The sequence below is a fragment of the Paenibacillus sp. MDV22-iso6 genome (genome assembly GCF_058408365.1).
Genome location: NZ_JBZVDZ010000001.1, coordinates 1,348,103 through 1,370,169, shown reverse-complemented (window position 1 = coordinate 1,370,169; position 22,067 = coordinate 1,348,103). Strand labels below are relative to the sequence as shown.

The window sequence follows — 22,067 nt, the reverse complement described above, 5'->3', positions numbered from 1 at the left end:
AGTAGATTCAGTAGAGCGAGGTGAAATTCAATGGCTAAAACCAACGAAATACGCCTAAAGGCAAAGCGGTATAAGGCCCGGCCCGTCTGCGTGACTCTTCATAGTGGTGAAACGTATATCGGTTACATTTCTGACGTGAATAGCGGAGGCGTGGTGCTTACCGGGGGAGGAAAAATATCGCGCACGGCGACCACAGGGGACAGTTCCCAGCGTTCCAAGCGAAAGGTTGCACCCAGCAAGAGCGGTCGTTCTCAGAACCGGAAACGGGTGAATGGTACGCGCAAGCCGTCTACCCGTTCGCGCACAGTGTCGCGTGCGCAGGTTTCGTCCTTTCTACCGATGATGGGTTCGCTGTTTGGCGGGCTTGGCGGTGCGGCTTCGGCTGGCGGTATGCTTGGCGGCGGAATGCGGATATTCGGCATGATCCAGCAATTCATGCCGGTCATGAAAATGGGCTACGGCATGATCAAATCCATCCATCCGTTTATGGGTGCCGTCAAAGGTCTGATGGCTCCGCCTAGTCAGGCCGAAGAACAAGAGGTATAATGCAATATTCAGCCCCTTTGAAGACGGAAGGGGCTTTTCTTTTTTTAGTGTCAAGGTGTTATTGATAAAAAAAGTTGCGAAGCTTTGACCATTTGGATATGATTATCTAATTGGTTGTTTCAGCTTATACATTTAATTGATGATAAAAGATAGTGAGGTCAGAAAACAATGATTGCAAAAACAGAGGAAGACTTTAATGGTTTGAAGGAAATTGGCAGAATTGTTGCCTTTATCAGAGATGAATTGGTGCAAAGAACAGTTCCTGGCATAACGACGAAGGAACTTGATGATATAGCTGGAGAGCTTTTTGAGAAAGAAGGAGCAGTCTCAGCTCCAAAAAGTGCATATAATTTTCCTGGCTATACTTGCATTAGTGTTAATGAAGAAGTAGCACATGGTATTCCGGGGCAACGGGTTATTCAAGAAGGAGATCTAGTCAACATAGATGTCTCTGGCTCGAAGAACAGTTATTTCGCTGATACAGGAATCTCGTTTGTAGTAGGCGAAGGAGAAGAAGTGTTAACGAAAATATGCGACGTTGCTAAACTAGCATTTGAAGCAGGTCTTAAAAAAGCAAAACCTGGTTCCAAAAAAAGCGGCATCGGAAAAGCGGTATTCCTAACAGCAAAACAGCATGGATTAACCGTTATTAAAAACCTTACAGGACATGGTGTTGGACGTAACATACACGAAGCACCTGACCATATTTATAATTATAACGATACATCGGATGATGAGTTATTAAAAGAAGGCATGGTTATTGCATTCGAACCATTTATCTCAACTTTAGAAGAACAAGTGTATCAAAAAGAAGACGAATGGACCTTTGCTACAGAAAAAAGCTATGTAGCTCAAGTGGAACATACGATTATCCTTACTAAAAATGGCCCGATCATTGTCACACAATAATATCAAGAGCATGTCTAAGGTCGATTTCCCAACTGGGAAATCGGCTTTTTTTTGATGCCTTTTAACCAAACGGATCGAGGAAGGAGGGAATGAGCTATATGGAATGATGTACAATAACAATATTGAGGAACAAAAACTACAATTGGTAAATTGTGATGAGGAGCGGATGGAGTTTGAACAGAACAGTCATACTGGAGCGTCTTCAATCACAGCTGTACGAGGGAAATCACATCATCGGTGTCTCGACAGGCACGGGGATTACAGCCAAGTATGCAGCTCAGAGCGGAGCGGACTTTATTTTAATGCTGAACTCCGGCAAGTTTCGCCAGATGGGGAGAAGCTCTCTAGCCGGCTTTTTGCCGTTCTGCAACAGTAATGATATGGTGATGGATTTTGCGTCAAGAGAAATTGTGCCGCTGGTGAGGCATTCTCCCGTACTCTTTGGACTGAATGCGAATGATCCAACCATAGAAATGGCTGATTATATAGAGGAAATCAAGAGGAGAGGGTTTTCAGGAGTCAACAACTATCCTACGGTCGGCTTGATCGACGGATTATTCAGAGAGGCTCTGGAGGAAGACGGGATTCGTTATGACGTCGAGGTTGAGGCCATACGTCTGGCCCATCGACAGGATTTGTTTACGGTGGCGTTCGTATTTGATGAGCTTCAGGCTGCCCAGATGATTGAAGCGGGGGCAGATGTAATCTGTGCTCATCTTGGCCTGACCGAAGGCGGGTTATTGGGTGCACGGAAGGTTGTATCCTTGGAGGCCGCCAAATCAAAGGCACTGCGTATTTTTGATACCTGCAATCAGCTTAAGCCGGATTTGATCAAGATGATTTATGGCGGTCCGGTAAAGACGCCGGTCGATGTCCAGTACATGTATAGCGACAACACAGACATTATGGGGTATATTGGCGGGTCTGCTTTTGAACGAATTCCTTCCGAGAAGTCGATTACGGCAGTTACTCGCGATTTTAAACGCCTGGGTAAACTGGATGAGGACGATTTTATGGTCAAAATGCTGAAAGGCATTACCCAGCATTATGATTACGTTGAGTTTGTCAAAGAGTATGTGGCGCAAAACTACAGTAGTGAAATTATTTTTTCGGATCTGGCCAAGGTTGCTCATGTTTCCCGCAGCTATTTGAGCAGTTTGTTTAAAAAGGAGGTTGGCTGCAGCTTTCAGACCTATCTGGTAAGCTTCCGCATCAATAAAGCCGTCACGCTTCTTCATGCGCCGCAGCTTCAATTATCCGAGGTGGCTGAGATGGTAGGGTATCCCAATTACGCACAATTCAGCAAAATGTTTAAAAAGCTTAAGGGCTGCTCTCCCAAAAAGTACAGATCTAACCTAAACACAAAAACATAGAACTTAAAAGCGTTTTCATAAATAAACAGGACCAGTATGATGAAGCTATACCGATCGTACTGGTTTTTCTGTTAGCAAAAAAAATCAGCGTGCTACCTGCGATCGAGCTTGGTTTCTAAAGAGTCATACGAGGAGGCCGTGGAATGAAGACCGTCGCAATCATTGGAACATTTGATACGAAGGGTGATGAATACCTTTACATCAAGAGCATTGCAGAGGAGCTTGGGTTGGGGACTTTGATGATTCATACAGGTGTATTTGAACCGTCCTTTGTTCCGGATGTGTCCAATCAGGAAGTCGCCCACGCCGCAGGCAGGGTCATAGAAGAACTTGCGGCAAAGAAGGATCGGGCTTTGGCTACAGAGGTTTTGTCCATAGGCTTGAAGAAGCTGGTGCCACAGTTGTACAAACAAGGTAAATTTGACGGAATCATTTCCTTTGGTGGGACTGGCGGAACCTCACTGGTCACACCTGCCATGAGAGCACTGCCGATTGGTGTCCCAAAGGTGATGGTATCGACCGTTGCTTCTGGAAACACAGCTCCATACGTAGGCACGAGTGATATTGTCATGATTCCGTCTGTGGTGGATGTAGCCGGATTGAACTCCATTTCTACGAAAATATTTACAAATGCATTATTTGCGATGGCGGGCATGCTCAAGTTTGAGCATACGCACAAACCGGATAAGAAGCCGCTGGTTGCAGCCACGATGTTCGGAGTGACAACACCATGTGTGACAGCGGCAAGAAAATATTTGGAGGAGCGGGGCTATGAGGTGCTTGTGTTCCACGCTACGGGCATCGGAGGGCAGTCGATGGAGGCGTTGATTGAAGCAGGCTTCATTGAAGGGGTATTGGACTTGACCACGACGGAGTGGGCGGATGAAATCATCGGCGGTGTTTTAAATGCGGGGCCGAATCGTTTAGAGGCTGCAGGCCACAATCGCATTCCGCAGGTAGTCTCGGTGGGCGCCTTGGATATGTGCAATTTTGGGCCGAGCGATACTGTACCGGAGAAATTCAAGGATCATACGTTTTATCAGCATAATCCGACGGTAACCCTGATGAGAACCACAGTGGAAGAGAATGAGCAGATCGGCAGGAAACTTGCGGAGAAGCTGAACATGGCAAAGGAACGCACCGTGCTAATGCTACCACTTAGAGGCGTATCCGCAATTGATGTGGAGGGGGAGCCTTTCTACGGACCGGAGGAGGACCGGATGTTGTTTGATACCCTGCGCCAGTATGTCGATCGCTCAATTGTTGAAGTGATTGAAATGGATTGCGCCATCAACGATCCAGCCTTTGCAGAGGCCGCAGCACAAAAACTGATCGCTCTCATGACATCAAATTCCTAATGAATCCAATAAGGAGGATAACGAAATGAATAAGCTGAACAGATCAGAAATTATGGACAAATTTAGGGGAGAGGTAGAGCAGGGTAAAATCCTACTAGGTGTCGGAGCAGGCACAGGCATTACGGCCAAGAGCAGTGAAGCGGGCGGAGCAGATATGTTAATCGTATACAATTCCGGTCGGTACAGAATGGCGGGCCGCGGCTCGCTGGCGGGCCTGCTCTCCTATGGAGATGCCAATCAAATCGTCGTTGAGATGGGAGCCGAGGTGCTGCCCGTCGTCAAACATACGCCTGTTCTGGCAGGGGTGTGCGGCACCGACCCTTTCCGAATAATGGAGGTATACCTGAAGCAGCTGAAGGAGCAGGGCTTCAGCGGAGTTCAAAACTTCCCAACCGTTGGTTTGATCGATGGGGTGTTCAGACAAAACCTGGAGGAAACCGGTATGGGGTACGACCTGGAGGTTGAAATGATCCGTATCGCCCATGAATTGGATTTGCTGACTACGCCTTATGTTTTTGATCCTGCTCAGGCAAAAGCTATGGCGGAGGCGGGGGCTGACATTTTGGTTGCGCACATGGGGTTGACGACCAAGGGTTCCATTGGTGCAAAAACAGCACTGACCCTGGACGACTGTGTACAACGAATTGAAGCTATTATTGAAGCAGGGCGGGCTGTGAACCCGGAGATCATGATTATTTGCCACGGTGGACCCATTGCAGAGCCGGAGGATGCGGCCTATGTCATTGAGAGAACGAAGGGCATCGATGGATTCTTCGGCGCATCCAGCATCGAGCGCTTTGCGGCAGAGAAAGGTATTACACAGCAGACGGAGTCCTTCAAGTCGATTCGGAAATAGCATCAACTTAACGACAGTCAATTATTTGGCTGTCGTTTTTTTATCCATAGGAAAGAGGAGATTCCCAACTTCTTATATGAGCGCTTACATTTTACTGTTGCGATCTCCCATAATGTTCAGTAAATTGGGAGGTATACACCGAGGGGAGGGCTGAGCAATAAACATGTTGACCAGATGGCTGCGACGAATAACGCCAGGCACGTTTAAACACCGAATACTATTTTCGTTTCTGTTATTCCTCCTGACGCCTATAGCCATATTAGTTCTCTACAACTTCCGAGAAACGGAAGTTATGCTCCAGCGGGATGCTTCGGACATTAACGTCAAGCAACTCGAAGGCATCAAAGCCGATCTTATTGATTTGATGAGTCTTGTGATGAAGACTGGGATGCTGCTGGATCAGGATTCTGTCCTCCGGGAAGTGATGCAGAAGCCGGAATTATATGATGCTATCCATCGAAAGCGGATTGTGGAAAATAAATTCGCTAGTATTGAAAACAGCTTTTTCCTTACAGGAGCTACCGTATTCTACACATTGATCGATTTAAAAGGAAACGCTTACACTTCGTATACGCCAGAGAATTCTCTGAATTATGCCCACATCAGTTCCGAGCCTTGGGTACAGGAGCTGAAGAGGACTGAGGGACAACGGTACGTATGGAAATCCAATGATTTGACGACTGGCGTTCGTGAGAGAAAAGGAAATCGGATGCTGAGCCTTTACGAAGTGCTGCGTGACGACGGACTAAAACCATTTGCTTATGGACGTTTTAGTATCGATTATGAAGCATGGTTTCAGGAAAAAACGGAGGGAAATACATTCGGCAGCGATAGCGAAGGAGCCTATTTTCTAATGGATGGATATGGTAATATTATGCTCCAATCCAAGTCGGGGCAGAACATACCCTCTACCGTGTCATCTGCCATAACAGCAGCAAGTCAAAGCCAGGGACAGGATACCTCCTCCCAATCCATTGTGAACAATCATATGATGTATACCTATAACAAAATTCAAGAGCTTGACGGTTATCTTGTGAAAAAGATTCCCTTGTCCTTGTTATTTGAAGAAGTGAACAAACAGAAGCTGAGGTTCTATACCGTATATGGGGCCATCCTGCTGCTGTTTGTGTTGCTGACTTACTTCATTTCCTCAACCGTTACCGGTCCTTTAAAGCATCTTCAACGAAAGATGGAGACAACTGTAAAGTTGAATTTGAAGACAAAGCTGCCGGAACAAGGCAGAGGTGAATTGCTGGCGCTAACCCGAAGCTTCAATTTCATGATCACAGACATCAATAATCTATTGGAACAGTTAAAGCTTGAGGAGCGGCAGAAGCAGTTTGTCCGATTTCAGGTGTTGCTTGGTCAGATGAACCCTCATTTTTTGCTGAATACGCTGAATACAATCAAGAGCATTGCACTGGATAAGGATGAAGATGAGATTTACGAGATTTGTGTATCGCTAGGAAAAATATTAGAAACTACGCTGAATTTGGAGGTTGATCTTATTCTTCTGAAGGAGGAAATTGTGCTAATTGAATCCTATATGGATATCCAACGGAAACGGTTTGGACATGGCATCGAGCTCCACTATGAAGTTTCCAGAGATCTGGAGTATGCGTTGATTCCGAAATTTTGTCTACAGCCGCTGGTAGAAAATTCATTGATTCACGGGTTTGGACAAACACAGCTTGAGGGGCAGATCGACATTCGTGCATCAAGCCACCACTCTCTGCTTATTTTGGAGGTCGCGGATAATGGCATAGGAATGAAAAAATCCCAGGCGAATCAGTCCTACCGGAAACGAAAAAGCATTGGTGTACAGAACCTTCGCGAGAGTTTGGAGCTTATGTTTAAAAACCAGCCAACAGGACTTCGGATAGAGTCAACGGACGAAGGGACGCAGGTCATCATGCATTTCCCATTATTGTTATCCAAACCCTATTTGAAGGAGGGGAGCACCATTGTGGCGCACATTGATCGTTGAAGATGAACAGTACGCAAGAGCAAGCTTGCGCAAATTGTTTACAAAGGCGAATATTCCGTTTGAAATTATCGGTGAGGCGGTAAATGGCGAGGAAGGTTTGCAGTTGATTCGGGAACTGCAGCCTGATGTTGTCATTTCCGACATTTTCATGCCGCTAATGGATGGCATCCGTTTACTCCAGCTCACGAGAAAGGAAGGACATGAATGCCGATTCGTTATGTTGACGGCAGTAAGTGAATTCGAGTATGCCAGACAAGCATTGGAATACGGGGCTTCAGGTTATTTGATGAAACTTTCTCTGGATTTGAAGGAACTGAAGCAAACCATGGACAAAGTAGCCGGAGAGCTGACAAGAATGGATAAGCTTCGCTTGGCAGATAAATGGTTCCCGGATAAGACTACCCAAGAACCAACAGATCATCCAGAGCTGAACCGAATGATTACCTACATTGAGGAGCATTTCGCCGAGGATGTGACATTAAAGAGATTGGCTGAATATGTTCGCATGGATGCCAGTTATGTCAGTGACTTATTTAAGAAAAAGATGGGGATCACGATGACGCATTTTATTCAGAACCGCCGCGTTCAAGCAGCGAAAATGCTGCTGACAGAGACGGAGAAAACGGTGAGTGAAGTTGGCAGGTTGGTAGGCTTCGAGAACGACAATTATTTCATTAAAATATTCAAGCGGTGGTGTGGGTTGACCCCGAACGAATACCGGAAAGAACAAAAAATCGTTCTATGAATATCCAAACACCGTTCATACCCCCAATGTCAGGCTGGTGATAAAGTTAAAGACGTAGCAAGCAGCTTATCAACTCGATAAGGGGGACTGTAAATGAAATATAGAAATTGGTTAAAGGCAGCTTTGATTACGACTTTGACAGCTTCGATGCTCAGCGCGTGCGGAGGGGCTAACAACGAGGGAGCGAGTGCAGGATCGGCAAATCAAAATGCCGGTGAGACCATCAACCTCACGCTTTGGGGAGCTGTTCCTGCCGAGGCTGGACCTCAAGAAGTGATTGACAGCTGGAACAAAGAAAATCCCGACATTCAGGTCGAGTACTTCCGTTATGTAAATGATGACCCCGGTAACCTAAAGCTGGATACGGCGCTCATGACGGGTCAGGACGCAGACTTGTTCGTCAACTACACGCTTAACCGTTTACAGAAACGTGTTGATGCAGGAGTCGCTTTGGATCTGAGCAGCCGAACAGATTACAACATCGACGAGCAAATGGGGGTAGACGCCGCTCAATGGAAAATCGGGGATAAGTATTATGGCATTCCGACAAAGAAAAACATGTTATTCATCTGGCTTAACAAAAGCATGCTGGATGAAGCCGGTCTTCCGATTCCTCCCGTTGATTGGACATGGGATGACTTGAGAGAATATGCGAAAGCGCTAACAAAATCAAATGTGTACGGTCTTATGCAGCATGATGCTGCCTTTACCGCCGCAATTGACGGTACCATAGCGGGTCTTGGGGTAACCACGCCGGAAGGAACATCTAACTTTAATAATGATCTTTGGAAAAAGCAGCTTCAAATCGTGCATGACATGATGTTTGTGGACAAATCGACGCCCGAATATGGAGAACAAGTAACAAGCAAGATGCCGGTAGACACAATGTTCCTTAAAGGGGAAGCAGCTATGTTAGCCGCAGGAGAATTTATTTTCCGCAACGCCAATAACCTGAAGGATTTTCCACATGACTTCAAAATCGCATTCGCTACAATTCCGAAAGTATCTGCCGATCAGAAGGATTATAAGTATGCTGGTGGTTTAGGTGATATGCTCTCCGTTAACGCAAAATCCAAACATCAGGATGCGGCATGGAAGTTCGCAAAGTGGTATGCGGACGGCGGAATGTTGCCGATGGCAAGTGGAGGGCGCCTTCCATCCTCGAAGAGCGTTGATAACAAGCAGGCGATGGACCTGCTGCTCAAAGGTGTTGAAGACAAATACGATACAGAGTCGATGAATAGCGTTGTGTTCGGTGAGTTCCCATCATTCCAGCTGAATGTACCGCAGCAAGCGCTGGATGCCCGCAAGGAAGAATATGAGAAATACTTCCTGAATGAGCAGGATATCGATACAACGCTTAAGAATATGGCCAAACGCCATCAGGAATATATCAAATAATCAAATAATCGAATATTGACAATATCCTTAAGAGAGAAGAAGGATTCTTCGCTTCCGTCTTCTCTCTTTGCTGTATTTAAAAAGTTTCATACGAGAAGAAAGGCGGCGTTTTCTGTGAAAAGGAACAGCTGGATTCGGAAACAAGGCTGGGTGGGCTACGTTTTTATTTTGCCTAATATGCTCGGTATCCTGGCATTTTTTATTCTGCCTGCCTTGTACTCCTTCTTTATGATGTTCACGGACTATCAATTCGCCAATCCGAATTGGACGTTCACCGGATTAGATAATATCCAACGCCTTTTTGGTGATGATCAGTTCTATGCTTCAATCAAATATACGATCATATTCCTGATGTCCGTTCCGGTCTCATTAGCAATTGCATTTCTCGTTGCTCTTGTGCTTAACCGGAGCGTGTATTTGAAAGGATTGCTTAGAGGCATGTTCTTCCTGCCATATATCTCAAGCGGTGTTGCTGTTGCTTTTGTATGGATGCTGCTGTTCCAGCCGTCCCAGGGGCCAATTAATGAAGTACTTCGCTTTATCGGCATTGTATCGCCTCCGGGTTGGTTCGCCGATTCAAGTTCGGCGATGTATGCCATTGACGTCGTGCAAATCTGGTTTATGTTAGGTTACAACATGATTATCTATTTGGCAGCTCTGCAAGAGATTTCGACCGAGCAACTTGAAGCGGCGCGTATCGACGGGGCAGGGAAAGTGACTATTACATGGAGGATTGTATGGCCGCTTGTTAGTCCAACGACATTTATGCTATTGATTACGGGGCTGATTATGACGGTCAAATCCTTCTCTCTCATCCAAGCGATTACGGGCGGCGGCCCAAGCGGAAGCACTACGATTCTGTCGCTGTTCGTCTACAAAACGGCATTTAGCTATTATGAGATGGGCTATGCATCAACCATTTCCTGGTTCCTGTTTGCGGTTATTCTTGTCATTACCATTATCCAATGGGTCGGCCAAAAACGCTGGGTCCATTACTAGAGAGGAGCTGGCTCTATGTTTAGAACAACGAAGACACGCTCGGTTAAGCTTTCTGTCACGATCCTTATGCTGATTGCAGGGTTGTTTATGATTGTCCCTTTTTTATGGATGCTCAGTACTTCCTTCCAGACCCCAAGTGAGGTATTCCGCCAATGGCTTCCTTCGAAGCTGGACTGGACCAGCCATAAGCGAATCTGGACGGGAAACTATAACTTTCTCCCTTATTATTTGAACTCAATTAAGATTGCCGTGATTGGTACAGCAGGTGCCGTTTTTTTGTCGGCCTTTGCTGCTTATGGCTTCGCCCGTACGGAATTTAAAGGACGTAATACCCTCTTCATCGTGTATCTATCCATGATGATGATTCCTCCTCAAGTCGTTTTTGTTCCGAAGTTTATCCTGTTTAACTGGCTTCATATTTATAACACGCATTGGGCATTAATTCTGCCAGCCATGTTCTCGATATTTGGCGTATTTATGCTCCGTCAATTCTTTCTCAGTATACCGAACGAGATTACAGAATCTGCATTACTCGATGGTGCGGGTCATTTTCGAATTTTCTTCAAGCTTGTGTTACCGTTAGCCAAACCAGCGCTTGCAACGTTTGCGATTATCGATTTTTCCTGGCAGTGGAATGATTATGAGAATGCTCTGGTTTTCCTGCAGAGTCCAAAGCTTTATACGATTCCGCTTGGTCTACAAAATTTCGTTTTGGAAAACAACGTTGATTATAACGGAATGATGGCAGCTTCTTCCGCAGCGATTATCCCTATGATTTTAATCTTTCTGCTTGGTCAGAAATATATTATTCAAGGTGTATCCAGTTCAGCTGTAAAAGGCTAATTCAAAGGAGGCTTATATAATGAGACGCGAGAAACTATTATTCGATGTTACGGTCATTGGCGGAGGACTTTCCGGGATTTGTGCCGCTATTGCAGCGGCAAGATTAGGTCAAAAGGTTGCCCTCGTGCATAATCGTCCTGTACTTGGCGGCAATTCCAGCTCCGAGGTACGTGTATGGGTATGCGGTGCAACGGGGCATGGCGTGAACCGTTACGCCCGGGAGACTGGCATTATGGGTGAATTATTCATTCAAAATCAACAACGGAATCCGGAAGGCAACCCCTATTTGTGGGACGTTACTTTGCTGGAGGCGGTAAGAGCCGAACCTAATCTGACTCTATTTATGAATACGGATGTTAGAGAAGTAGAAGCAGACGGTGAGAAGGATGCAAGGATAATTCGTAGCGTGAAAGGCTGGATGATGGGCTCCGAGCGTGAGATTACGTTTGAAAGTAAGATCTTTCTTGACTGTACAGGGGACGGACTTGTTGGATTTCTCGCTGGAGCAGCATACCGGATTGGCCGTGAAGCCCGTCATGAGTTCGGGGAAGAATGGGCACCGGAAGTTGCTGATGATATTACGCTTGGCAGCACACTGTTGTTCTATACGAAAGATACCGGAAAACCGGTACGGTTTGTAGCTCCATCGTTTGCTAAAGACATTACGACAACCCCAATTCCGCTAAAGCGTGTGATCCGTAGTGGAGATTCTGGCTGTCATTACTGGTGGATTGAATGGGGCGGCGAGCTGGATACGGTACATGAGAATGAGCAGATTCGGGATGAGTTATGGTCTGTTATTTATGGCATCTGGGATTATATTAAGAACTCCGGCAAGTTTCAGGCCGAGGAGATGACGCTGGAATGGGTAGGCTCGATTCCAGGCAAACGCGAATACCGCCGCTTCCTTGGTGATACGATTCTGACGCAAAATGATGTTATCTCTCAACGCCCATTCGAAGACCGGGTCGCCTTTGGTGGTTGGTCCATCGACCTGCATCCCCCACAAGGGATGTATGCAAGCGAGAGCGGCTCCAAACATCTGCATGCGGATGGCATTTATCATATTCCGTTTGGATGTCTGTACTCCCGCAATGTCAGCAATCTGCTGTTTGCGGGACGTAATATCAGTGCATCGCATGTTGCATTCGGAACAATCCGCGTCATGGCAACTTGTGCGGTAATGGGAGAAGCGGCAGGTGTAGGCGCTGCCTTGTCGGTAATCAAAGGCGTTACGCCTCGTGAGCTGCGTGAGCAGCATTTAACCGAATTGCAGCAAACGATGTTACGGACCGATGCCTCAATTATAGGACTGAGAAATATGGATTCTGCTGACATTGCGAGAAAGGGGACCATCACGGCTTCAAGCACGATGACCCGAATTTTGATCAACGAACCTTCCGAGGAATACCGGCTGGTCACTGATGTTGGATGGCTGTTCCCGACCGAGGGTGGAATTGAGGGATTTACGCTGTTGGTCTCTGCCCGTGAGGCTACAAGTCTCACTATAGAACTATGGGATACCGGTCGCCATGAGAATTATGTACCGGCAAACTTCAAGCAAGCTTTGCATATCCAGATCGATGCAGGTGAAAATCAATGGTTGGATGTGCCTGCAGACAGTGCAATGTTTGGAGGCGATCCTTGTAATGTTTTTATCATTGTTCGTGCGAATGAAGCAGTCAGTCTCTATACATCAGCTGTCCCGATCAGCGGTGTCCTCGCGTTTGAGCGGGGAGTTAAGCCAATAATCAGCTCTGATCTGGAGGATCATCAGCCGAATCAGCCCATTATCGAATGGTCGATGAAGCGACTTGTCCGAAAGCCATTCTGTTTTGCAGTTGAGACTGGCGCGTATTCACCTGATAAAGTCATCAACGGCTATGTCCGCCCGTTTGGCGGTCCACAGTTGTGGATATCGGAGCCCATCACTAATGGCCGTGAAGAATGGATTGAAGTCAAGCTTCCAGAACCAGTGGATATTCGGGAAATTCACCTTACCTTTAATGACGATGTTAATGAGGATTTGATCAATTTGCATCATCACGAGACACCGTTTCTGATCATTCCCGAGTTGGTTAAGAGCTACGAGGTGCAGGCATATATTAATGGGGAATGGGAACGTTTTGCTGGTGATAGCCATAACCTTACTCGCAAAAAGATTCATCGTCTTGAGAATCCGATCCAATCAAAACGGATTAGGGTGATCATTAAGGAAACGCACGGTGGCGATCGGGCAGAAGTGTTTGAAATTCGACTATATGATTCTTATAGATGACGGCACCCGTGTTCCGCAGCTAGCATCCACAAATAAATGATTGGCCGAAATCTCGCCTTCTTCTTCTGAACTCTAATCGTATGGAAAAGAATCTAGATAAACGATATACTAGCTTATAACTGCTTTTTTGTTGAGGTGAATAGCAAATGGAAGAAGTCGACGAATCCAAACAACTTGTATTACAAATTGGCGCTGCCTTGAAAAGGTACAGAAAAGAAAACAACATGAGCTTAGACGACTTAGCGGAATTGACAGGCGTAAGCAAACTTACTCTGGGAAATATCGAACGTGGCGAGACAAATCCAACTTTGGCGATCATATGGAAAATCTCAAAAGGCATATCTTTACCACTCTTGGCTTTGTTCAAATCAGAAGACCCTGTAAGTTTGTATCGAGCAGGCGAAGGACTGCGGTTTTCTAATGAACAAAAAAATTGGGTTATTGAACCCGTCTTTAAAAACGCTAGCAGCGATATTGAAATGTGTCGGGCTTACTTACAGCCCAATAGCTCCTACCATCCTGAAGGACATCATGTGAATACAACTGAAATTGCGACCGTAATGACGGGATCCATTGAAATTCAAGTCAATGGAGAGATTCACATCTTGAATCAATACGATACGATTAGTTTTCGTGCTGATTCTCCTCACTCTTATACTAATCATACGAATAGTGAAACCGTGCTGCATATAGCCTTGAAGTATGGTTTCTAAAAGTCGCAAATTCCACTTATGAATACAACTCCGAATTCCATTACCGGAATTCAGAGTTGTATTTTTGTTTTTTTAGACAATTTAATTATATTATAAAATACTTATTGTAAATAATGATATACTATAATATACTTTTGTTGTCCGCGCGGATAATTATTGCACCATTTTTACAATCAACAGGGAACAAATAATACCTGTGATTTCAGGAAGGAGAATTGAAGAATGCTGAACAATCAAAATACAAAAGCCCTACCTTCCTCTATAGGGTTTATCATTCTCGGCATTATTTTTATTGCTGCTAATTTACGTACTCCCTTAACATCAGTCGGTCCTTTAGTGAGTCTAATAAGGGATGACGTTCATATTTCAAATACATTAGCGGGCTTGATAACGACTTTACCTTTGCTAGCCTTTGCTTTATTATCGCCTCTAGTACCGAAATTAGGCCGAAAGTATGGGGTTGAACGTATCATTTTGCTTGCCCTAATCTTTTTGACAATTGGCATTGTAATACGTTCTTTATCTGGTGCAGCTAATCTGTATATTGGAACAGTAATTCTAGGATTTGCAATTGCCATATGTAATGTATTATTGCCAAGTATAATCAAAAGGGATTTCCCCAACAAAATTGGCTCTATGACAGGTCTTTACTCCGTTTCAATGTGTTTATGTGGAGCCATTGCATCAGGAATCAGTGTACCGCTAGCTGTGAACGCAGGTCTAAGATGGCAGGGAGCATTAGGAATATGGGGGATTCTAAGTTTTGTAGCCATTCTCTGTTGGTTACCCCAATTAAGAAATCAATCGAAGCAAACAGTCACGACCAGTCAGCAGAGGGCCAGCAACGATGTGAATGTTTGGCGGTCCCCTCTTGCATGGCAGGTAACCTTATTTATGGGTATACAGTCCATGGTTTTCTATGTGTTGATCGCATGGTTACCTGAAATTTTAAAGCAGCAAGGAATTGATTCAACCCAATCTGGTTGGTACCTCTCGATAATGCAGTTAGCACTGCTTCCATTTACATTTATTGTCCCTGTTATTGCTGGGCGCATGTCTAGCCAACGTTTGTTAGTGGTTATCACAACCATTTTGCTTTTGACGGGAACACTCGGGCTTCTTTACGGAAGCTCCAATATTATATTATTGTGGATCATAATACTGGGAATTGGTGTAGGTTTCGCCTTTAGTTTATCCATGATGTTTTTTGGGTTACGCACTGAAAATGCGCATCAAGCAGCGGAATTGTCTGGCATGGCGCAATCGATCGGATATCTTCTTGCCGCAATTGGTCCTGCCCTTATTGGATATCTGCATGATGCGACAAATAGTTGGGATATGCCACTTTTCATTCTGCTGGGCGCTTCGGTCTTACTTTTGTTAGCCGGAATGGGAGCAGCAAGAAACCGTTTTGTAGGTAGCGAAAGTCGTTACGAGCTGCCACGGAAAGGACGATAACTATGTTTGACAAAATTATTGTGGCAATTGATCAAGCTGGAATAACGAACAAACTTCTCAATGCAACCGTTGAAATAGCCCGAGACAAACAAAGCCAAGTTACCTTGGTTAATGTTAGCCAGGAATATGTATCGAGTGGTATGACCTATTTACCAGAGAATTTCTTGGAAGAAATATTGAACGAAATGAAGAAAGCGAGTCTGGAACAGTTGCAACACGCCAAATCCAAATTAAAATCTGCGGGGATTAACTCAGAAACAGTTCATCTTAAGGGAGATCCTGCACATGAAATATTAAAATATGCTAAGGATACTGAGCAGCAACTTATTATTATTGGTAGCCGGGGGCTAAGTGGCATAAAAGAAATGATGCTTGGAAGTGTTAGCCACAAGGTTTCACAGTTATCGAAATGCCCAGTGCTCATTGTGCACTAAATCCTTAGGAAACTGCAAGACTGATGCATTGATATACTAATGCGGAACACGAGTTGCATGAATAGTCTAAAACCCCCTACTAAAGCAAAACTATAATTTGCTCTAGTAGGGGGTTTTATGATTGCTTTTAAACGAACTATTGACTTACAGTTAACTCTATGTCTTATACTCCGAATAGGAAAGAAAAATAAGTGGCTTTTCTGGAGTAGGGCAGTTACAATTTGTTAGGATCATAGATGTGGGGTGTGAACGGGGGATAGGTAACGCTAAATGGATTGTAATGACGATTTAAATAAACTAAATTACGTAATGAATTGGAGATTTAATCAACAATGATAAAGAGTAATAATTGGAATGTATTTGGCCTGGCTTTGTTGCTGGGTTTGTTTTCAACATTAGGCCCATTTACTATTGATATGTATTTACCGGCTTTTCCTGAGATTGCAAAGAATTTCAATACAAGTGCATCACTTGTTCAGTTTAGTCTTACTGCTTGTTTATTAGGTCTAGGTGTGGGGCAGCTCGTTATGGGTCCTTTGAGTGATGCTCACGGTAGACGTAAACCGTTGTTAATCTCCATGGCAGCCTATATTATTTGCTCCTTGGCGTGCGCTTTTGCTCCTAATATCGGACTATTGATTTTGTTTCGGTTCACTCAAGGGTTTGCGGCTTCAGCAGGAATTGTTATTTCTCGCGCGATAGCTAGAGACCTGTACAGTGGACATGAACTCACTAAATTCTTCTCTTTGCTGTTGCTTGTAGGGAATTTAGGGCCTTTGGCAGCACCGATCGCTGGAAGTGGCATTCTTTCATTCACGACATGGATTGGAGTGTTTATCTCACTCTCATTTTTGGGCGTTTTCTTATTAATAATGACAAAGTGGGGCTTGAAGGAGTCTAACCCACCTGAACGACGTATGGCTCCCAACTTCAAACAACAGTTGGGCAATTACAGAACGCTACTACGTGACCGCAAGTTTGTCGGCTATATGCTTGCACAGGGAATCATGACGGCTGGGGTATTTGCATATGTAGCAGGAACACCATTTATTTACCAAAATATTTATGGAGTCACACCAACTGTATTTGCTATATTGTTTGCTTCGAACGGGATCAGCTTGATCATCGGTTCCCAAATTGTGGGTCGGTTAGCACAACGTATACCTGAGCAGACTCTTCTATTATCTGGACTGTGGCTTGCTCTAGCGGCAAGCGTTGCAGCTTTGGTGGTAACCATAGTTCATGGCCCGCTGTTCGCATTGGTCATTCCATTGTTCTTCTTTGTTTGCTCCATAGGTATTACGTCTACTGCAGCATTTCCGCTTGCGATGGAGAGCCAAGCCAAGATGGCTGGAAGTGCAGCAGCGCTACTCGGAGTTGTTCCTTTCCTTTTAGGCGCGCTGGTTGCTCCTCTGGTTGGTATCGCAGGTGAAGACACTGCCGTCCCACTTGGACTCACTTTATTAATGACCAGTCTCGTTGCGATTCTTACGTACTTCCTACTCGTTAAAAAAATATCGCATCACACACCTCAGCATGCTCAGTCTGATGCTAACTTTTAATTGAGAATATGAGGGATTGATCCTATTAGATATAAAATACCGTTGATCTTTAATTTAAAGACTCAACGGTTTTTTATTATGGTAATGAAGGAAAGACGGCAAAGAACTTTTGAAAGGTTAGCCTTTCGGGATCTTCCGGTAGCTGGAAGGGGAGAATCCCGATATCTTCTTGAAGAGCCTGGAGAAATAATAGGGATCACTAATGCCCACTGCATAGCTGACTTCCTTAATACTCAATTCGGTAAGATCCAGAAGATGACCTGCCCGCTGAATTTTGAGCTGTAGAAAATATTCGATCGGAGCGACGCCCGTTTCAGATTTAAACAGAAAGATCAGATGCTGTTTCGACACCCCGACATGATTAGCCAACTCCGTAAGAGAAATAGAGCCACTCATATGTACATTCATGTATTGAATGGCCTGTTCCAGATAAGTTTCACGTTTCTTCTCTTGTGCCGATTTGACGGCATTTAAGCCAATCCCGGAGAGCAACTGTCTAGTAGTTTGGGCCACATGTACATGGGTAGTCAGGGCATATGTCCGCTCGGCCAGCATTTCATAGGTAGGTAGGAACCATTCCATTAAACGGGCCTTGCCGCTTGGGGATAAAGCGAGTGTGGCGTTAGATAAACCAAACATCTTCACCAATCGATTCGAATGGCTGCCTTTGAAATGAAACCAGTAGATACTCCATGGATTCTCCTGCATTGCCCCGTAACGATGTGCAGTTTCGGGTGGGATTATCATCATATCTCCTTGCTGCATGATTAATCGCTCTCCATGATTCAACTCAACCCATCCTTCTCCCGCTTCGCAAAAGATGAAAATATGCGAGGGGCTGCCCTCCAGACGCTCCCTGAAATGATAGTGAGCGTTGGGGAAATAGCCGATGTCCGTAATAAATAAGGTAGAGGTTAGTTCTTCTTGTTCCAGTTCTTTCATCCAGTATTCAGGAAGTACATATAGCTTCTCCTCTGCAAATCCTTCACGCTTGCGTATGTGGTCAGGACTCATTCCAGTTACCCCCGTAATTCATAATCCGAATAAGAATATAATCCATCACTTCCCGCATTTCGTCAATTGGAACCTTCCTTGCCAGAATATACAGTATAACTATCAAGACAAGGGAGGCAGTTCTAACATGAAGCATGAGGCTGTGGATCACAAGCTGGAGGCGGATCCAACCGGATCCAGTCAGGTACAAGTGTGGGAGACAAGCGTGTTGATACCTACATATGAGGCGGGTGAAGCTGACCCAAATCCGATGTTTCTGGAGAAAAGAGTCTATCAGGGAAGCACCGGTCGTGTGTATCCGCATCCAGTGATCGAGAGTATCTCGGATGTGAAGCATGATAAAAATTACAAATTGGTTATTCTGGAGAATCAATATATCCGTATGGAGATCATGCCGGAAATCGGCGGTAGAATCTATCGTGCGCTTGATAAAACGAACAATTATGATTTTGTTTATTATAACCGCGTCATTAAGCCTGCACTGGTGGGCCTTGCTGGTCCTTGGATCTCCGGAGGAATTGAATTTAACTGGCCGCAGCATCACCGTCCTAATACATTTGGTCCGGTTGAATACAAATACGAAGTAACTGGCGATGGCAGTGCTACAGTATGGGTTAGTGAGATTGACCGGATGTACGGTACAAAAGTCACTGCAGCCTTCAAACTCTATCCGGATAAAGCCTATTTGGAGATCCAGGCTCAATTATACAACCGGACACCTGAGCCACAGACCTTTCTGTGGTGGGCAAATCCGGCCGTAGCAGTTAATGAATATACACAATCCGTGTTTCCACCAGACGTAACGGCTGTATTCGATCATGGCAAAAGGGATGTCTCCCGTTTTCCTATTGCTACCGGAACTTATTACAAACAGGATTACTCGGAAGGCGTTGATATTTCCCGGTATAAGAACATCCCGGTTCCGACTTCGTACATGGCTTATAAATCCGATTATAATTTCGTCGGCGCATATGATCACGGCGTAGAGGCCGGATTGCTGCATGTGGCGAATCATCATATTTCTCCCGGCAAGAAACAATGGACTTGGGGGAATGGGGAGTTCGGTCAGGCGTGGGACCGTCAATTGACGGATGAAGATGGCCCATACATTGAACTTATGACTGGAGTGTACACAGACAATCAGCCCGACTTCACTTGGCTACAGCCCTACGAGGAGAAGACCTTTACCCAGTATTTCATGCCTTACAAAAACATCGGTGTCGTAAAAAATGCCTCCATCGAAGCAGCCATCAATCTGGAAGTTGATGCTGAAGCCGGAGAGGCAGTGATCAAGGTATATGCAACATCTAAACTCGAACATGCCGTTGTGGAGTTGAGTGGGGCGGCAACCCGGTATTTGCAGGAAACGGTTGAATTGTCCCCTGTAGATGTATATCAGAAGGTTATTCCGCTGGAGAGCGGGGAGCAGGAGCATGATCTGAAGCTTTTGGTTCGAAATAGGGAAGGCAGAGTGCTGATTTCCTATCAACCGAAACGTCCGGATATTGAACAGATTCCTGAAGCTGCTAAACCACTGGCAGCACCAGAAGAACTGCGTTCGACCGAAGAACTGTTTCTGGCAGGCAAGCATCTGGAGCAATATCGGCATGCTACGTTTGAGCCTGAAGCGTACTATCTGCAAGGATTGAAGCGGGATAACGGAGATATCCGGTTAAATGTAGCTTATGGAACGTTACTACTTCGTCGTGGATTATACATAGACAGCGAGCAGTATTTCCGTAAATCTATTGAGCGGTTGACCTGGCGTAATCCGAACCCATATGACAGCGAGGCCTACTACCAGCTGGGGGTAGCACTTCGTGGCCAAGGCCGTTTGGATGAAGCGTTTACTGCTTTTCACAAATCGGTATGGTCGGCAACGTGGCAGGATGCGGGGTACTTCTCTCTTGCTCAGATTTCCAGCGTGAAAGGCCAGTACACCGAGGCACTGGAGCAGATTGAGCGTTCACTCATCCGCAATTCACGAAACTACAAAGCACGTAATCTGAAAGCCGCACTGCTGCGCAAGCTTGGTCTGATTGATAATGCAAAGGCCTGTGCGCTTGAAACCCTTGAATTGGATATTGCGGATTTTGGAGCTTATAATGAGTTGGCTTTGGCTCATACAGCTATGGGAGACAAGGATGCTGCACAAGGTATTCTGACTGAATTACAGCAATTGATGAGAGATGACGCCCACAACTATCTGAATGTCATCGCAGATTATATGGACAGCGGTTTCTATGAAGAAGCCATTGCAGTAGGGAAAAGAATAGTGGACCCGGAAAATTCAGTCTATCCGATGCTGCATTATGCACTGGCTGAATTATATAAACGTATCGGACAACATGAACATGCTCAAGAAGCACGTCGTAAGGGACAATTGGCCAATCCAACCTATTGTTTCCCGAACACGTTGTTTGAACTTGAGCTGCTGGTAAGTGCAGTTCATGCTAACCCGAAGGACGACAAGGCTCATTACTACCTCGGAAACTTTTATTATGACAAAAAACGACCTATCGAGGCGATTGCGAGCTGGGAGAAATCCCGCGAACTGCGGGATGATTTTCCGACGGTACACCGCAACTTGGGGCTGGCCTATTACAACAAACAGAACAATCCGCAAGCGGCCCTAGCTTCGCTTGAACAGGCCTTTGCTTATGCACCGGATGATGGTCGTATTTTCTTTGAACTGGATCAGCTGCGTAAGAAGCTTGCGTGGTCAACAGACAAACGCCTCCAGTTCCTTGAAGAGCGGCGAGATCTGGTCGAGAAGCGAGATGATCTGTATGTGGAATACGTATCCCTGCTAAACAATCTTGAACGTTATCAAGAGGCAATCGCAGCCTTGTCTCTGCGCAATTTCCATCCGTGGGAAGGTGGAGAAGGGAAAGTGACTGGGCAATATAAGTTGGCTCATACTGAGCTTGGTAAACAAGCGCTGCAAAACGGTCATTATGAAGCAGCAGTTCAGCATTTACAACAAGCATTAGTCTATCCGTTGAATCTGGGAGAAGGTAAGTTGGAAGGAACTCAGGAGAATAATATTTATTATTATCTAGGCATGGCTTACGAAGGTCTGCAGCGGGAAACAGAAGCTATCGCTAGTTATACCATAGCTTCACAGGGTCTAGCCGAGCCGACAAGTGCGTTGTTCTACAACGATCAGCCGCCAGAAATGATTTTTTACCAAGGGTTGGCCTGGTTAAAGCTCCGTAACGGGAAGGAAGCTAAGCGCCGTTTTAATAAACTGATTGATTATGCTGAAAAGCATATTTTTGACGATATCAAAATGGATTATTTTGCGGTATCCTTGCCGGATTTCCTAGTATTTGAGGATGATCTGAACCGGCGAAATGTAATCCATTGCCGGTACATGAGGGGATTGGGACTTCTGGGGCTTGGCCGTGACAAAGAGGCCGGAACCGAACTTGAGTTGGCTCTGGAAATGGAGCCTAATCATCAAGGGGCAATGGTTCATAGACGGTATTCCCAACGACTGGGCGAAGGATTTCAACCTTAATGCTCCATCATCAAAGAGATGTAGAGATATTGTCCATTGGCTGTATTATAGAGAATAAACCTGTATTG

17 protein-coding genes are annotated in these 22,067 nt (G+C 45.3%); 16 read left to right on the top strand and 1 reads right to left on the bottom strand.

All coding sequences use genetic code 11. From position 1 onward, the window contains the following. The first annotated feature begins 30 nt into the window (after positions 1–30). From AC4PM4_RS05775 to AC4PM4_RS05705, 15 genes are all read left to right on the top strand, one after another. Positions 31–546 carry a hypothetical protein gene (locus AC4PM4_RS05775; protein WP_079693786.1) on the top strand — a complete coding sequence of 172 codons (516 nt, stop codon included), beginning with the start codon at positions 31–33 and terminating at the stop codon, positions 544–546. A gap of 168 nt (positions 547–714) precedes the next feature. Continuing rightward, positions 715–1,455, top strand: coding sequence for a type I methionyl aminopeptidase (gene map / locus AC4PM4_RS05770; RefSeq protein ID WP_063568306.1), 741 nt, complete (start codon positions 715–717; stop codon positions 1,453–1,455). Positions 1,456–1,628: 173 nt separating this feature from the next. After that, positions 1,629–2,828: a phosphoenolpyruvate hydrolase family protein gene (locus AC4PM4_RS05765; protein ID WP_240321592.1), complete on the top strand. Its 1,200-nt coding sequence runs from the start codon at positions 1,629–1,631 to the stop codon at positions 2,826–2,828. Between the two features lie 143 nt (positions 2,829–2,971). Further along, complete coding sequence (locus AC4PM4_RS05760) at positions 2,972–4,186, top strand: Tm-1-like ATP-binding domain-containing protein (protein WP_491612978.1); 1,215 nt, start codon at positions 2,972–2,974, stop codon at positions 4,184–4,186. Positions 4,187–4,238: 52 nt separating this feature from the next. Continuing rightward, entirely contained in the window at positions 4,239–5,042 is an 804-nt protein-coding gene (locus tag AC4PM4_RS05755; protein ID WP_371121623.1) for a phosphoenolpyruvate hydrolase family protein, read from the top strand. A 163-nt stretch (positions 5,043–5,205) separates the two neighbouring features. Next, positions 5,206–7,029: a cache domain-containing sensor histidine kinase gene (locus tag AC4PM4_RS05750; protein WP_491612977.1), complete on the top strand. Its 1,824-nt coding sequence runs from the start codon at positions 5,206–5,208 to the stop codon at positions 7,027–7,029. Then, positions 7,007–7,774, top strand: a complete 768-nt coding sequence (locus tag AC4PM4_RS05745) for a response regulator transcription factor (RefSeq protein ID WP_063563642.1) — start codon at positions 7,007–7,009, stop codon at positions 7,772–7,774. The genes AC4PM4_RS05750 and AC4PM4_RS05745 overlap by 23 nt, the downstream gene beginning before the upstream one ends. A gap of 93 nt (positions 7,775–7,867) precedes the next feature. Then, complete coding sequence (locus tag AC4PM4_RS05740) at positions 7,868–9,175, top strand: ABC transporter substrate-binding protein (protein WP_072733141.1); 1,308 nt, start codon at positions 7,868–7,870, stop codon at positions 9,173–9,175. Positions 9,176–9,289: 114 nt separating this feature from the next. Then, entirely contained in the window at positions 9,290–10,174 is an 885-nt protein-coding gene (locus AC4PM4_RS05735) for a carbohydrate ABC transporter permease (protein ID WP_090806840.1), read from the top strand. A 15-nt stretch (positions 10,175–10,189) separates the two neighbouring features. Then, positions 10,190–11,017 carry a carbohydrate ABC transporter permease gene (locus tag AC4PM4_RS05730; RefSeq protein ID WP_064637560.1) on the top strand — a complete coding sequence of 276 codons (828 nt, stop codon included), beginning with the start codon at positions 10,190–10,192 and terminating at the stop codon, positions 11,015–11,017. A gap of 19 nt (positions 11,018–11,036) precedes the next feature. Beyond that, positions 11,037–13,295 (top strand): FAD-dependent oxidoreductase, encoded by a 2,259-nt coding sequence (locus AC4PM4_RS05725; protein WP_491612975.1) that lies wholly within the window; start codon positions 11,037–11,039, stop codon positions 13,293–13,295. Positions 13,296–13,441: 146 nt separating this feature from the next. Then, positions 13,442–14,008, top strand: coding sequence for a helix-turn-helix domain-containing protein (locus AC4PM4_RS05720; RefSeq protein ID WP_063563645.1), 567 nt, complete (start codon positions 13,442–13,444; stop codon positions 14,006–14,008). Positions 14,009–14,230: 222 nt separating this feature from the next. Then, positions 14,231–15,466 (top strand): CynX/NimT family MFS transporter, encoded by a 1,236-nt coding sequence (locus tag AC4PM4_RS05715; RefSeq protein WP_491612973.1) that lies wholly within the window; start codon positions 14,231–14,233, stop codon positions 15,464–15,466. Positions 15,467–15,486: 20 nt separating this feature from the next. Then, positions 15,487–15,900, top strand: coding sequence for a universal stress protein (locus tag AC4PM4_RS05710; protein WP_491612972.1), 414 nt, complete (start codon positions 15,487–15,489; stop codon positions 15,898–15,900). 332 nt (positions 15,901–16,232) lie between these two features. Further along, positions 16,233–17,462 carry a multidrug effflux MFS transporter gene (locus tag AC4PM4_RS05705; protein WP_063563647.1) on the top strand — a complete coding sequence of 410 codons (1,230 nt, stop codon included), beginning with the start codon at positions 16,233–16,235 and terminating at the stop codon, positions 17,460–17,462. 117 nt (positions 17,463–17,579) lie between these two features. Here AC4PM4_RS05705 and AC4PM4_RS05700 read toward each other — a convergent pair whose 3' ends face one another. Beyond that, positions 17,580–18,476 (bottom strand): AraC family transcriptional regulator, encoded by an 897-nt coding sequence (locus AC4PM4_RS05700; RefSeq protein ID WP_079693775.1) that lies wholly within the window; start codon positions 18,474–18,476, stop codon positions 17,580–17,582. Between the two features lie 127 nt (positions 18,477–18,603). Here AC4PM4_RS05700 and AC4PM4_RS05695 point away from each other — a divergent pair, with 127 nt between their 5' ends. Further along, complete coding sequence (locus AC4PM4_RS05695; protein WP_491612970.1) at positions 18,604–21,999, top strand: tetratricopeptide repeat protein; 3,396 nt, start codon at positions 18,604–18,606, stop codon at positions 21,997–21,999. The last annotated feature ends 68 nt before the right edge of the window (positions 22,000–22,067 follow it).